The 14,317-nt window shown below is 69.0% G+C and carries 11 protein-coding genes; 5 read left to right on the top strand and 6 right to left on the bottom strand.

Features of this window, described 5'->3' with window-relative positions:
* Positions 1–29 precede the first annotated feature (29 nt).
* Positions 30–983 carry a hydrogen peroxide-inducible genes activator gene (locus AV521_RS12375; RefSeq protein WP_076087556.1) on the bottom strand — a complete coding sequence of 318 codons (954 nt, stop codon included), beginning with the start codon at positions 981–983 and terminating at the stop codon, positions 30–32.
* A gap of 135 nt (positions 984–1,118) precedes the next feature.
* On the opposite strand from AV521_RS12375, the gene AV521_RS12380 reads away from it, so the two are divergent.
* The 5 genes from AV521_RS12380 (at position 1,119) to AV521_RS12400 (ending at position 7,591) form a co-directional block, all read left to right on the top strand.
* The gene (locus AV521_RS12380; RefSeq protein ID WP_076087558.1) at positions 1,119–1,673 is read left to right on the top strand and encodes a peroxiredoxin; all 555 of its coding nucleotides are present in this window, start codon (positions 1,119–1,121) and stop codon (positions 1,671–1,673) included.
* A 3-nt stretch (positions 1,674–1,676) separates the two neighbouring features.
* Entirely contained in the window at positions 1,677–2,219 is a 543-nt protein-coding gene (locus AV521_RS12385; RefSeq protein WP_076087560.1) for an alkyl hydroperoxide reductase, read from the top strand.
* Positions 2,220–2,550: 331 nt separating this feature from the next.
* Positions 2,551–3,093, top strand: coding sequence for a hypothetical protein (locus tag AV521_RS12390; RefSeq protein WP_076087562.1), 543 nt, complete (start codon positions 2,551–2,553; stop codon positions 3,091–3,093).
* A gap of 133 nt (positions 3,094–3,226) precedes the next feature.
* Positions 3,227–7,192 (top strand): GDSL-type esterase/lipase family protein, encoded by a 3,966-nt coding sequence (locus AV521_RS12395; RefSeq protein ID WP_076087564.1) that lies wholly within the window; start codon positions 3,227–3,229, stop codon positions 7,190–7,192.
* Between the two features lie 75 nt (positions 7,193–7,267).
* Positions 7,268–7,591 carry a DUF6234 family protein gene (locus AV521_RS12400; protein ID WP_076087566.1) on the top strand — a complete coding sequence of 108 codons (324 nt, stop codon included), beginning with the start codon at positions 7,268–7,270 and terminating at the stop codon, positions 7,589–7,591.
* A 4-nt stretch (positions 7,592–7,595) separates the two neighbouring features.
* Here the strand turns inward: AV521_RS12400 and AV521_RS12405 are convergent, their stop codons facing one another.
* From AV521_RS12405 to AV521_RS12425, 5 genes are all read right to left on the bottom strand, one after another.
* On the bottom strand, positions 7,596–8,963 hold the full coding sequence (locus tag AV521_RS12405) for an AI-2E family transporter (RefSeq protein ID WP_076087567.1): 1,368 nt from the start codon (positions 8,961–8,963) through the stop codon (positions 7,596–7,598).
* Between the two features lie 140 nt (positions 8,964–9,103).
* A complete protein-coding gene (locus AV521_RS12410) occupies positions 9,104–9,805 on the bottom strand; it encodes a transglycosylase SLT domain-containing protein (protein ID WP_256725519.1) in 702 nt (233 codons plus the stop codon).
* A gap of 400 nt (positions 9,806–10,205) precedes the next feature.
* Positions 10,206–11,531: a PhoH family protein gene (locus tag AV521_RS12415; RefSeq protein WP_076087571.1), complete on the bottom strand. Its 1,326-nt coding sequence runs from the start codon at positions 11,529–11,531 to the stop codon at positions 10,206–10,208.
* Between the two features lie 374 nt (positions 11,532–11,905).
* A complete protein-coding gene (locus AV521_RS12420; protein ID WP_076087573.1) occupies positions 11,906–12,679 on the bottom strand; it encodes an isoprenyl transferase in 774 nt (257 codons plus the stop codon).
* 811 nt (positions 12,680–13,490) lie between these two features.
* Positions 13,491–14,276 (bottom strand): class I SAM-dependent methyltransferase, encoded by a 786-nt coding sequence (locus AV521_RS12425; protein ID WP_076088016.1) that lies wholly within the window; start codon positions 14,274–14,276, stop codon positions 13,491–13,493.
* Between the last annotated feature and the right edge of the window lie 41 nt (positions 14,277–14,317).

Below are 14,317 nucleotides of genomic sequence, written 5' to 3' on the forward strand. Positions count from 1 at the left end.
TTCGACACTCATTTGATCGACCGGCGGGCTCAGGCGTCCGGGTCGAGCACCCGCACCGGCAGCGCGCCGAGCGCCCCGCGCAGCGCCCCGGCCAGCTCCTCGTACTCCGCGGAGCGCGCCGCCCCCGTCCTCATCGCGAGAGCGACACGGCGGCTCGGGCCGGGCTCGGCGAAGTACCCGGTGAGGAGCTGGCTGCTGCGGGCCGTCTCCAGCTTCAGCGCCGTGCGCGGTAGCAGTGTGCAGCCGAGGCCGCCGGCCACGAGCTGGACGAGGGTGGACAGCCCGGCGGCCGTCGTGGTCACCGGCGCGTCCTCCCGCCCCGCCTCCCGGCAGATGTCCAGGGCCTGGTCGCGCAGGCAGTGCCCCTCGTCCAGGAGCAGCAGGTTCAGCTCCTTCAGGGCCTCGCGCGGGATGCCCTCGCGGCCGCCGAGCCAGTGGTCGAGCGGGGTGACGAGCACGAAGTCCTCGTCGAACAGCGGGAGTTCGACGACTCCGGGGACACCGAGCGGGACTGCCAGCAACAGCAGGTCCAGACGGCCGGAGTTGAGGCCCTCCAACAGGCTGGCGGTCTGCTCCTCGTGCACCTGGAGGTCGAGGTGCGGGTAGCGCTCGTGCACCAGCCGCAGCACGGCGGGCAGAAGGTACGGCGCGACGGTGGGGATCACCCCGAGACGCAGGACGCCCGTGAACGGCGCCCGGACCGCCTCGGCCTCCTCCAGCAGCGCCCCGACCGCGTCCAGCACCGCCTTCGCCCGCACGGCGAGGCGCTCACCGGCGGTCGAGAGCAGCACCTTGCGCGTCGTACGCTCGACAAGGGTCACCCCGAGGGTCTCCTCCAGTGCCGAGACCGCACCCGACAGGGCGGGCTGGCTCATCCCGATGGCGGCCGCGGCGTCCCGGAAGTGCAGATGCTCGGCCACGGCGGCGAAGGCACGCAGCTGGGCGAGGCTCGGCTGCCTCCGCTTGCCGTTACTGATGGTCACTGATAACTACCTCCGATCAACACGACCGAGTGTAGCTATTTCACTAATCAATGCACCCTGTGCCAACATCAGCAACGTCCAACCCATACGGGAAACTCCCCCAAAAGGGGTGTTTCTTCGCTGCAAGGAGAGCGTGTGCTCACTGTCGGTGACAAGTTCCCCGAGTTCGAACTGACCGCCTGCGTCTCGCTGGAGAAGGGCAAGGAGTTCGAGCAGATCCACCACAAGTCCTACGAGGGCAAGTGGCTGGTCGTGTTCGCATGGCCGAAGGACTTCACCTTCGTCTGCCCGACCGAGATCGCCGCGTTCGGGAAGCTGAACGACGAGTTCGCCGACCGCGACGCCCAGATCCTCGGCTTCTCCGGTGACTCCGAGTTCGTCCACCACGCCTGGCGCAAGGACCACCCGGACCTGACCGACCTGCCGTTCCCGATGATGGCCGACTCCAAGCACGAGCTGATGCGCGACCTCGGCATCGAGGGTGAGGACGGCTTCGCGCAGCGTGCCGTCTTCGTCGTCGACCCGAACCGCGAGATCCAGTTCACCATGGTCACCGCCGGTTCCGTGGGCCGTAACCCCAAGGAGGTCCTGCGGGTCCTGGACGCCCTGCAGACCGACGAGCTGTGCCCCTGCAACTGGAGCAAGGGCGAGAACACCCTGGACCCGGTCGCGCTGCTGGCCGGTGAGTGACCCATGTCGCTCGACTCGCTGAAGTCCCGCGTCCCGGACTACGCCAAGGACCTCAAGCTCAACCTGGGCTCGGTCATAGGCAACTCCGAACTGCCGGCGCAGCAGCTGTGGGGCACCGTGCTGGCGACCGCCATCGCCTCGCGTTCCCCGATCGTGCTGCGTGAGCTGGAGCCGGAGGCGAAGGCGAACCTCTCGCCCGAGGCGTACACGGCCGCGAAGGCCGCCGCCGCGGTGATGGCGATGAACAACGTCTTCTACCGGACGCGTCATCTGCTGTCCGACCACGAGTACGGCACCCTGCGCGCGGGCCTGCGGATGAACGTCATCGGCAACCCCGGCGTGGAGAAGGCCGACTTCGAGCTGTGGTCGTTCGCGGTCTCCGCGATCAACGGCTGCGGCATGTGCCTGGACTCGCACGAGCAGGTGCTGCGCAAGGCCGGCGTGGAGCGCGACGTGATCCAGGAGGCGTTCAAGATCGCCTCCGTGGTTCAGGCCGTCGGTGTCACGCTGGACGCCGAGGCCGTGCTGGCCGAGTCGGCCGAGTAACTCCGTCCCGGCGCATCAAGGCCCCTGCCCACCCGATGGGCAGGGGCCTTCACATGCCCCTCACCATCCCTCGACGTGACATGCACCACTCACCCCGCTCGGCATCGGAGACCACGCGTAAGCAAAGCATCGAACTATTGCCCGATTCCTCCCTTCGGGTAAGGAAGATCCACACGCGTAGAGTCATAACGGAATTAAATTCTCCATTTCCCCGCCGAAATTTCCGTTCGACAGCCACAGAAGCGATCTGATTGGCTCCTACCGACCACTTTCAAGCCGCCAAAGCGCATGCTTTGGCGGCTACTTGATTGCTTTTCAGAGGGGGAACCTCATGTCCGTACTCAGCCATGTCTCGGGGAGAACCGCGCTCGCCGCGGCCGCAGCCGGTCTGGGCATCCTCGGCCTGGCCACTCCGCAGGTCGCCGCCGCCGACCAGCCGGTTCCCAGCATCTCCGGCAAGGCCGACCAGCACACGAGGGCGATCGCGGCGGCGCATCCCACCGCCGCCGCGGCGGGCGCGACCGTCTGCGGTGCGGGATACGACCTCTACAACGCGCAGCAGCTGCCCGACGCCCGGCGTTTCGCGACTCTCTTCGTCTACGTCAAGGGAGACAACCCCGCGAGCAACGACGCCCCCACGTGCGCCATCCTCGACAACAACATGTCCGGCGCGAAGTGGATGAAAATCAAGCTCTGCTCGAACTACACCGATGAGGGCTGCGCGAGTGACGCGGGCGTCTACTCCCAGTACGCCGGGCCCGTCTACCGCAACCACGGCGGCTGCGGCACGGTCACGTCGCTGATGAGCGGCACCACCTCCAGCTCCAGCCCGCTCATCGTCAACAACGTCCAGAACAGCACGGCCTGCGACTAGCAGCTGCTGAACGACCTCTGAACCGGGACTCCACGCGTCTCTCGCGTGGAGTCCGTCTTGTTGTGCCCCTTCCAAGGAAAACACTCGAAGGAAAACGGGGAAAACTTCCTTGAGATCCAAGAGACGAACTCGCATGCCCCTGGTGGCCCTTGTGGCCTGCGCCGCTGTGACCGGCGGTCTGCTCCAGGCGGCACCCGCGAGCGCCACTCCCAGTTCCCACCCCTCCGCCCACCCCACCACACCACCGGCGCCCCCTGGCCGAATACCGGACCCGGGCAAGAAGCTCGGCCAGGGCTGGCAGAACAGTCCCGACCGTGCGGTCACCGCCGCGGCCGACGCGGACGGTCTGCGTATTCTCGTCGCCGACAGCGACAAGGCGTACGCGTGGAAGACCGTCGCGCTGCTGTCGGAACCGGGCATGCCGGCGGATTCGTGGATCGGCAACCAGTGCCTGATGGACCACGCGCACGCGGCCGTCGTCTACGCGCCGCGCGCCTTCACCAACAAACCCGACCTGATGCAGGGCGGCGCGTTCGCCGCCGTAGTCGATCTGACGACCGGCAAGGTGACGAAGCTGCCCTTCACCGCGTCGCTGGCGTCCTTCGACCCGTCCTGCGACACGACCACGCACCAGGCCGCGTTCACCGGCTTCCGGGACATGAACGACGCCGCGAGCACACGCACGCGCATCATCACCGTGAACGCGTCCGGGAAGACCACGGGTACGGTGGCGGCCAAGGGCGAGATCACGAGCGCCGTACCGGTGAAGGACGGCACGGTCGGCGCACTCGGCAGCCGGCTGGTCCACCTCGACCGCTCCGGCAGGGTGGAGAACCTCGCGGACGCGGGCAGCACGCCGTTCGACATCCGGCCCGCGGCCGACGGCACGATCGCCTTCGTCGACCGCAAGGGCGACTCCACGGCTAGCGCCGAGCTGTTCACCGGCCACGGCAAGCCGAAGGGCATCGCCTCGGGCAGGCTCGGCGACCTCGACCTCATGCAGGGCGATGCGGGCCGGGTCTTCCTGACCGGCCACCCCAAGGGCACTCCCGCCACCGCGGGAACCGGCGTCACCCGCCTCGCCGCCCCGGCCGGCACCGATGTGTCCTCCCACGGCCGTCTCGCGATCGACCCGGTCCTCACGCCCGGTGTGCACGCCGGTCTGACGCACGTCAAGGACGCGGGCAAGGGCTTCACCAGGTCCCAGGAGCCCGCCCCGCGAACCGCGACACCCGACACCGCCGCCGACGAACCCCTGACGGTCACCAGCACCGCCACCACCACCGGGACCAGGCTGACGCAGAGCGTGCAGCAGGACGCCGTGGACGGCTCGGGCAACGGTCCCTCCCCGGCCCTCGCCACGGCCGGCGGGACACACAACCGGCCGAAGCGCACCTCCGCGAAGACGGCCGTCGTCTCGAACTCCCCGACCGACGACGACCGTTGGTGCGCCGTCTCCCGCAACGACGTCAACGTCCAGGCGCTGCAGCCGACCTCCAACCAGGTCGAGTGGGCCGTCGACATGGCCGTACGCGGTGATCTGAGCGCGGGCTACATCCGACAGGGCGGCTACCGTGCGCAGGCGGGCCTGGGCACCGTCGACCCGCAGGCTCTGTTCCCGCTGCCGAAGCTGAGCGGCGGCGGCAGGATCCCGGCGAACGTGATCCTCGGCATCATGGCCCAGGAGTCCAACCTGTGGCAGGCCGAGGGCGGGTCGATCCCCGGGCAGATGGGCAACCCGCTGGCCGCGGTCGACGGCTACTACGGCCACAAGGCCGTGCCCAGCGACCCGGCCGCCTACTGGCAGATCAACTGGGACAAGTCCGACTGCGGCTACGGCGTCGGCCAGGTGACCGACGGCATGCGGCTGGCCGGTCACGAGAAGGACCACGAGACCAGCCTCTCCCCGGCCCTGCAGAAGCTGGTCGCGGTCGACTACGCGACGAACATCGCCGCCTCGCTGAAGATCCTCGCCGACAAGTGGAACGAGGTCCACCAGGACGGCCAGAAGATCACCGTCAACAACGACGATCCGGCCATGGTGGAGAACTGGTTCACCGCCGTGTGGAACTACAACCTCGGCTTCAACCCTCCGTCGCAGGCCGGCCAGCACTCCGGGCACTGGGGCCTGGGCTGGTACAACAACCCGGCCAACCCGATCTACGCCAAGGGCTGGGGCCATCCGTTCATGAACACCGACGTGGACGGACCGGCGGCGAACAAGGACGCGGCCCATCCGCAGGACTGGCCGTACGAGGAGAAGGTGATGGGCTGGGCCGCCTGGTCCCAGGACACCGGCTTCTCCTACGCCACCTCCGGCCGCCAGGACTGGCCCGGTGAGTCCGGCTTCTCCTCGGCCGGTTTCCGGCCCGCCTGGTGGACCCTGACCACCGACCGCACCGCCGTCCAGCCGCCGCTGGAGGCGTTCTGCAACTCCAAGAACAACTGCGACACCAGCACGCCGCCGAAGTGCCCGGACGCCGAGTGCTACGCGCAGTACTGGTGGAACCAGCCCAACGTGAGCTGGAAAGCCGACTGCGCCACCACCTGCGGCCACGAGAACATCAAGTACCAGTCCCTGGTGCAGGAACCGGGGCGCGGCTACCGGCTCCAGACGGGTACGCCGGTGTGCTCCGGCGCGCCGAGCGGGTCCAAGGTCGTCGCCTCGGTCCCGGACGGAACCCCGACCTGGAGCGACTGCGGGTCGGTCTCGTCCGCGGGAAGCTTCCAGTTCTCGTTCAACCCCGGCACCGAGGGCCGCTACGAAGCGAAGGCGGACCTGCACCAGGTGGGCGGCGGCTACGGCGGCCACTACTGGTACACCCACACCCGCGACGCCGCCCACTTCGGCGGTGACGGCGGCTACATGACCATCGACGGCACCTGGACGCTCGGCCAGAACCTCAACTGGGCTCGTGTCCTGGTCCAGTTGCCCGACACCGGCGCCCAGACCCGGCAGGCCACGTACAGCGTGCTGGGCACGGACAGCACGAGCCCACAGCGGGTCGTGCTCCAGCGTGCGGGCGGATGGGTCAGCCTGGGCGCGTTCCACTTCACCGGCACCCCGCGGGTCGAGCTGTCGAACACGGCCAAGGACGGGACCGCGGACGAGGACGTCGCCTGGGGCGCAGTCGCCTTCCAGCCCCTTCCGGGCAAGCCGGCCAACTCCGTCGTCGCGATGGGTGACTCCTACTCCTCGGGTGAGGGCGCCAGCGCTCCGGGCGGTGTGGACTTCTATCCGGAGACCGACCACTACGAGAAGCAGAGCGACAAGGCGTGGGACAGCTGCCACCGCTCCAAGTTCGCCTGGTCCAGGCAGGCCGTCATGCCGGGCCAATCGGTCTCCATCGGGGCCATGGCCGACGCCCTCGACCCGCAGATGGACTATCACTTCGTGGCCTGCTCCGGAGCACGCACCTTCAACATGCTCCGCGACGGCCAGAACAGCGAGATCGCGCAGATCGACGCGGGCTACCTCGACGACAACACCACCGTGGTCACCCTGTCGGTCGGCGGCAACGACGCCCGGTTCACGGACGTGTTCAACCAGTGTGTGTGGAAGGCCGGGCTGGACCTGTGCCAGGACTCCTCGATCGGCAACAAGGATCCGGACACGGGGAAGGACGCCGCCGGTGACACCGGTCCGCTCAAGGACTGGGCGCCCAAGTGGCTGCACGACCAGGTCCGTCCGCGTATCGCGAACGTCCTCAATGAGATCCACAAGCGTGCCAGGAACGCGCGGATCGTCCTCATGGGCTACCCGCGGCTGCTGTCCGCCGGCGGGCAGTGCATCCCCGGCATCGGCACCGAGGAGGCTCCCTGGCTGAACTCGGTCGCGGACACCCTGGACGAGGAGATGAAGGGTGCCGCCGCGGACGCCGGAACCCAGTCGGGCGCGAAGGTGGTCTTCGCCGACCCGCGCGACGACTTCGAGGGCAAGACCGTGTGCGGTGACCCGGAGGACGTGAACGGCATCGTCAAGACCGGCCTGTCCCACGCGGACAACAGCGGCATCCTTGAGGTCGGGATGGCGTCCTTCCACCCGAAGATCGCCGGTGCGCGGCTCTACGCGAACGTGCTGGAGAGCGCCCTCAAGTAACAGCCCCTGATCGGTGGTGGGGCCTGAGTACGCGTACTCAGGCCCCACCCGTCTCGAACGGAGAGACTTGCCGCCATGAGTGACCATGCGCCTTCCCGCCGCACAACAGGCGAGGACGTCTTCTTCGCCGTACTGCTGTGGGTTCTGGACGCGATCGTCGGGATCGTCGTCCTGCTGACCGCTCTGGGGTCGACCGGCTTCAACATGTTCGAGCCGGATCGCCATGCGGACATGACGCCGGTGTTCTCCTATGTGGCGGGCTTCGCGGGAGTGGTCCTGCTCTCGGCGATCGGCTTGTACCGGGGTGGATACCGGGTGAGCGTGGGCGCCCAGGTCCTGGCCGCCACCGCGACACTGGCCTTCTGCACCGCCGGTTTCAGCGGGCACCTCACCCTATGACGGGCTAGCCGTCCGCCCTCGCGCCGGGCGACGCCGGTTCCGCGGTGGTCATGGGCACCGCCTCGGACTCCGCCACGGGCGTGGTCCGGTTCATGGCCATCTCCTCGGAGTACACGCGCAGATACCCCACCACCGTGTTCGTCACCGCCACCAGCGGTACGGCGACCACCGCGCCGCCGATGCCGGCCACCATGCCGCCGGCCGCGACCGTGAGGACGACCGCGAGCGGATGGACGCGGACGGCGCGGCCGAGGATGAACGGCTGCAGGACGTGGCCCTCGATCTGCTGGACCGCGAGGACGACCACCAGGGTCATGACGGCGGTGAAGACGCCCTGGGTGACCAGCGCCACGATCACCGCGAGCGCGCCGGAGGCGACCGCGCCGACCAGGGGGATGAACGAGAACAGAAAGATGAACACGGCCAGCGGGACGGCCATCGGCACGTCCAGGAAGTAGATGCCCATGCCGATGAAGGTCGCGTCGATCAGGGCGACCAGGACCGTGCCGCGGACGTAGGCGGTCAGGGTGCGCCAGGCGCGCGGACCGGCGCCGGCCACGCCCGGGCGGGCCGCGGCGGGCACCAGCTTCAGGAACCACTCCCAGATGCGCTTGCCGTCGTAGAGCAGGAACAGCGTCGAGAAGAACACCAGCAGAATGCCGGTCAGGGTCTCGACGATGACCTGGACGCCCTCCAGGCCGAAGGACGTTATCTGGTCGGCGTTGGCACCGATCGCCTCGCGCAGGTTCTTGGCGATCTGGTTGATCTGTTTGTCGGTGACGTGGAAGGGGCTCTTCAGGAGCCAGTTGCGCAGGTCGTCGATGCCGGACTGGATCTGGTTGGAGAGCGTGTCGATGTTCTCCATGACCTGCCAGGTCACGAACCAGCCCATCAGCCCTATGACGACGAACCCGCTGATCGCGGTGAGCGCGGTGGCGGGGCCGCGCGGCACTCCGCGGCGGGTGAGCCGGGCGACCGTCGGCTGCAGCAGCGCGGTGACGAGCAGGGCTATGACGAAGGCGAACACCACCAGCTGGACCGCGCTGATGACCCGCATCAGGACCCAGACGGTGCCGGCGAGGACCAGCAGCCGCCAGCCCGCCTCGGCGGCGACCCGTACGCCCCAGGGGACGGCCTCGGCGGGGTCCGGGCGGGGGCCGGCCGACGGCGCGGGCCGAGGGACGGGCGGTGCGACGGCCTCGGCAGTGGGAGCGGGGTCGGCCGGGACGGCCGGTTCGGGTGCGGGTGGCGGGGCGTCCGAAGGCTGCTCGACCTGCTCGCGCTCCACCTCGGCGCGGCGCTCGTCCAGGCGCTCGCTCATCTCGGTGAGACCGGCACCGAGCCTGCCGAGCCACCCAGGCACTCGCGACATGATCCGTCCTCTTCCCCCGCGTCCCCGCGTGCTCGCCACCTCTCCTCCCCCTGGAGGTATTCGGGTACGACCGTACAGGGCGAAAGCCCCTCCTCGAAGGACGGGGAGGGGCTACGCGAGGTTGAGAGCGGCGGCGCGGCTCAGTAGTTGCCGTTCGCCTGCCAGTACGTCCAGGCGTCACAGGGACTGCCGTAACGCTCGTTCATGTAGCTCAGGCCCCACTTGATCTGGGTGGCCGGGTTGGTCTGCCAGTCGGCGCCCGCGGAGGCCATCTTGCCGCCGGGCAGAGCCTGGACGAGGCCGTAGGCGCCGGAGGAGGCGTTGACCGCCTGGTAGTTCCAGGTGGACTCGTGGTCCACGATGTTGCTGAAGCACTGGAACTGCCCGGCCGGCACGATCTGCCGTGCGATGGCCTGGACCTGCGCCACCGTGTAGCTGCTCTGGACCGGGAAGTCGGTGGAGGCCCGCGAGCTGTCACGGCTGGCCGCGGCGGACTTCGCCTCGGCGCGCTGCTTGGCTTCGTCGGCCGCCTTCTTCGCGGCCGCCTGCTTCGCGATGGCAGTCTCGGCGGCCGCCTTGCGGGCTGCCTCCTCGGCGTCCTTCTTGGCGCTCGCGTCGGCGGCGATGGCCTGGGAGTCGGCCTGCTGCGTCAGGGACGCGGACTGGACCTGGGCCTGCTGACCCGCGGGTATGTCTGCGAGGAGCGTGGTGTCGGCTGCCGTCGCCTCGGCGTCGTTGTTGTTCTGCGCGACGCTGCCCGAGGCAACTCCGACGACGCTTCCAACGGCGGTGACCGCGGTGGCCGAGGCCACTGCGAATCCCCGGACCGAAATCCGGCTCACACGGTTTCCTTCCAGCATCGCCCGCTTCGGTGACCCTGGCGGACGCAATCGTGCCCCTGACACTGGCCTCCCAACTGCGGGGTCACGGGAGGCACGGACCCGGTGGGCAACTCCCCCTCCGGGGAGCGCCGCGTGGTGCTCGGGCGGCATACGACGAACTTTATGGAGTTGGTGGTGCTTCTGTGGTGCCGTACCGCTGGCGGTACAGGTGTGTCGTATGCGGGGCCTGACAGGAGTGAGACTCTGCCGTAACCGGACGCCGCGTGGCAATTCTGTGTTGCGTGTGAAAGCTCACATCTCGTTTGCCCCAGGGGATTTCTGGAAAGCTCCACGCGCGAAGGCGCCGCCCGGCTAGGCTCTTGGCCTTTGCCGGACGGCGCCAACTGCTGTGCGGGTGGGGTCAGATGTGGCCGTCCTCCAGCATTTCGGTCACAAGCGCGGCAATCTGGGACCTCTCGGACCGGGTCAGCGTAACGTGCGCGAAGAGCGGGTGCCCCTTCAGCTTCTCCACGACGGCGACCACACCGTCGTAGCGGCCGACCCGCAGATTGTCCCTTTGTGCCACGTCATGGGTGAGAACGACCCGTGAATTGGCGCCGATTCGGGACAGAACGGTGAGCAGGACATTCCGTTCGAGGGACTGCGCCTCGTCCACGATCACGAACGCGTCGTGCAGCGAGCGGCCGCGGATGTGGGTGAGCGGAAGCACCTCCAGCATCCCGCGCGCGGTGACCTCCTCGATGACCTCGCGGGTGGTGACCGCGGAGAGCGTGTCGAAGACGGCCTGCGCCCATGGGCTCATCTTCTCCGCCTCGGACCCCGGCAGATAGCCCAACTCCTGCCCGCCGACCGCGTACAGCGGCCGGAAGACCATCACCTTCTGGTGCTGGCGGCGCTCCAGGACCGCCTCCAGGCCGGCGCACAGCGCCAGCGCCGACTTGCCGGTGCCGGCCCTGCCGCCCATCGAGACGATCCCGACGTCCGGGTCGAGCAGCAGATCGAGCGCGATGCGCTGCTCGGCACTGCGGCCCTTGATGCCGAACGCCTCCCGGTCGCCGCGCACCAGACGGACGTTGCCCTCCGAGGTCACCCGTCCGAGCGCCTTGCCGCGCTCGGACTGGATGGTCAGGCCAGTGTGCACGGGGAGGTCGGAGGCCTCCGGCACATACGCGTGGCCTTCCTCGAAGAGGATGTCCACCTGCTCGCCGGAGAGGGTCAGTTCGGACATTCCGGTCCAGCCGGAGTTCTCCGTGATGGCGAGTTCGGCCCGGTACTCCTCGGCGAGGAGACCGACGGAGGACGCCTTGATCCTGAGCGGGAGATCCTTCGAGACGACGGTGACGTCGTACCCCTCGGCCTGCAGATTGCGGGCCACCGCGAGGATGCGGGAGTCGTTGTCCCCCAGGCGGTAGCCGGTGGGCAGCACGCTGGGGTCCGAGTGGTTGAGCTCGACCCGGACCGTCCCGCCGAGTTCCCCGATCGGGATGGGGGCATCGAGGCGACCGTTCTTCACCCGGTAGTCGTCCAGCAGGCGCAGTGCCTGGCGGGCGAAGTAGCCGAGCTCCGGATGGTGCCGCTTGGCCTCCAGCTCCGTGACCACCACGATCGGGAGCACGACCTCGTGCTCGTCGAAGCGGGTCAGGGCGTTCGGGTCGGCCAGCAGGACGCTGGTGTCGAGAACATAGGTGCGCCGGTCTGGCTTGTGGCGCTTTGTGCTGGTCACCACGGAAGGACGTACCCCCTCGGATGAGGTCGGGGAGCGACGGAGTGGAAGCCGGGCCGGGAGGATGGGAGTAGCACGGCCGGTGTCCGGCCCCCGCGTACGGCGGGCCGAGAACCGGTCCCCCGCGGCTGCTTCCGTGCAGTGACCGCACGATCGGGCTGGTGCAAAGGGCCTCCCGGGCGGACGGCCCCGTGCCGTCCGCTGAGATCCGACACCCGTGGTTCGGGCGTCGACCTGTTTGCCTTATGCCCTCGAACATGCACTGCCATGCAAAAGCAGCCAACAGCCTGCCGGTGAACTCCTTGTTACGTCCACCCGAACCGGGGTATACGGAGCACCCCGCTGCCGTGGCGGTCAGCGGGGTGTCCGAATGGGTCTCAGCCGCCGTAGCGGCGGTGACGTGCGGCGTAGTCGCGCAGCGCGCGCAGGAAGTCGACCTTGCGGAAGGCGGGCCAGAAGACCTCGCAGAAGTAGTACTCCGAGTGCGCGGTCTGCCAGAGCATGAATCCGGACAGCCGCTGCTCTCCGCTGGTGCGGATGACGAGGTCCGGATCCGGCTGGGCGCCGGTGTAGAGGTGGCGGCCGATCATGTCGATGTCGACGGACTCGGCGAGGTCCTCCATCGGCACGCCCTTGTCCTTGGCGTCGAGGAGCATGGAGCGCACGGCGTCGGCGATCTCCTGCCGGCCGCCGTAGCCGATGGCCACATTGACCAGTATCCCGTCGATGTGGGCGGTGGTCTCCTCGGCCTCCTTCAGGGTGTGCTGCATGGCGCCCGGCAGCAGGTCCATCGCGCCGACGTGGTGCACACGCCAGCGGCCGTCGGCGGCGAGGGTGCGCACGACGTTCTCGATGATGCCGAGCAGCGGGCCGAGTTCGTCCTGCGGCCGGTCGAAGTTGTCCGTGGACAGCAGCCACAGGGTGACCACCTCGACGTCGGTCTCGGTGCACCAGCCGAGGAACTCCTCGATCTTGTCCGCACCGGCCCGGTGGCCGTGGACGGTGGTGGAGCCGGACGCCTTCGCCCAGCGGCGGTTGCCGTCCATGATGACGCCGATGTGCTTGGGCACCTGATCGTGGTCCAGGTGGCCCTCCACCCGGCGTGCGTAGAGCCTGACGAGCAGGCTGCGCAGGTTGTCGCGCAGGTTCACGTGGCCCTCCGGGGGATTGGCGGGGGATGTCGGTGCCGGAGCCGTTGAGCCTACCCCCGCCGCGGGCTTGGCTCTGGCTCGGGGTTTGCGGATCGGGGGTGGGGTGGGTGCGGATTCGCCGTCCGCCGCGGGTGCGCCGCGGCTGGTCGCGCCCGCACCGCGGAGCCGCATGTCGAGCACGGTCCCGCGCCCCTCGGGTAAGGACGCTCGGCCCCGGCCGAGTGGTTCCCGGAGTTCCCGTCGAAAGGCCCGTCGGCGACGGACAAGAAAAACGGGCCGGTCCGTGGGGGGGAGACGGACCGGCCCGAGGGGGGGCTTCCACCATAACCCTTCGTAAGGGATCGTGGGTGCATCGGCGGGACACAACTACTCTCCGGAATCATCCGGCGACGCCCCGGTGGGCGCGTAATGCTGGATTCAGGGGTGCCGCGTGGCCGATTCACAGCGGAATCTCAGGGAGAACCGGTCGGATACGAAGCGATTCGGAGGGGTCCGGACGGTTTGGGCCGTCTTGGGGATGTGTCGGCGAGTTGCCCGGGGGTCCCCCCGACGGGCTACCCGGTCAGCGAATGGTGACTTGACCATTCCGCTACGCGGACACGGGGACATCGCCGGGTTTCGCGGCACCGCACAGCCCCCTCCACTGCGCGGTGCCGCCCGCGCGGCTTTGCGTGCGCGAATTACCTTGGTCTGAACTTACGTGACAGGTGGGACAGAAGTGAACCGGAGCAGATAACAATGAGGAAACCCGAGACGAACGAAGGGTGAACCGCGACTGTTTTCGGCCGTTTCGTCCCAGGCAGGCGGTTCGTCAGCGGGCCGGTCTGCGAAGGTCGAAGAGATGCCGGGTGCTGTGCGCGACGAACGGGCCCTGCCGTTCGATCCGTTCGTGCAGCGCACGGAGTCGGGGCTCGTACGCCTCCACCGTGAAGCCCGGGACCATCCAGACCACCTTGCGCAGGAAATGGACGACCGCGGCGATGTCGTGGAATTCCATCCGCAGCCGCTCCGCCCGCAGTCCGGCCACCTCCAGACCCGCCGCCTCGGCGCCGGCCCGCTCGCGCTCGGGGTCCCTGGCGGTGCGCACCTCCTGCGGCTGCGGCCCGAGGAAGTACTCGACCAGCTCGAAGACGCTGGCCGGCCCGACATGCTGGGCGAAGTACGTGCCGCCGGGCCGCAGCACCCGGGCGATCTCGTCCCAGTAGGGGCGCACCGGATGCCGGCTGAGGACCAGGTCGAACGTCTCGTCGGCGAACGGCAGCGGTGCGTCGTCCGGGGCGGTGACGACCACCACACCGCGCGGCCGGAGCAGGGCGGTGGCCTTGGCCGCGTTCGGCGGCCAGCCCTCCGTCGCGGCGGCCAGCACCGGCCGGGCCGGCTCGGCACGGCCCAGCGCGAAGTCCAGCACCTCACCACCGCCGGTCTGGATGTCGAGCACGGCCTGCGCCCGCGCCAGCCGCTCCCCCGCCGACACGGCGTACCCCCACGAGGGCCGCTCCTCGCTCGCCCGCCCCTCGAACCAGGAGAAGTCCCAGCCCTCGGTCGGCACGGCGGCGCCCTCGGCCACGAGGTCCTCGAAGGAACGGTGAGCTGCCATGCCGGCCATGATCCCAGGACACCGCGGACCCGGCCTGCTAA

Source organism: Streptomyces sp. IMTB 2501 (assembly GCF_001953885.1).
GTDB lineage: Bacteria > Actinomycetota > Actinomycetes > Streptomycetales > Streptomycetaceae > Streptomyces.

What these genes read in the sequence shown, in the direction of transcription:
- AV521_RS12425 (WP_076088016.1), bottom strand. Translation starts at nt 14,276, where the DNA reads ATGGCAGCTCACCGTTCCTTCGAGGACCTCGTGGCCGAGGGCGCCGCC.
- AV521_RS12385 (WP_076087560.1), top strand. Translation starts at nt 1,677, where the DNA reads ATGTCGCTCGACTCGCTGAAGTCCCGCGTCCCGGACTACGCCAAGGAC.
- AV521_RS12405 (WP_076087567.1), bottom strand. Translation starts at nt 8,963, where the DNA reads ATGTCGCGAGTGCCTGGGTGGCTCGGCAGGCTCGGTGCCGGTCTCACC.
- AV521_RS12390 (WP_076087562.1), top strand. Translation starts at nt 2,551, where the DNA reads ATGTCCGTACTCAGCCATGTCTCGGGGAGAACCGCGCTCGCCGCGGCC.
- AV521_RS12400 (WP_076087566.1), top strand. Translation starts at nt 7,268, where the DNA reads ATGAGTGACCATGCGCCTTCCCGCCGCACAACAGGCGAGGACGTCTTC.
- AV521_RS12395 (WP_076087564.1), top strand. Translation starts at nt 3,227, where the DNA reads ATGCCCCTGGTGGCCCTTGTGGCCTGCGCCGCTGTGACCGGCGGTCTG.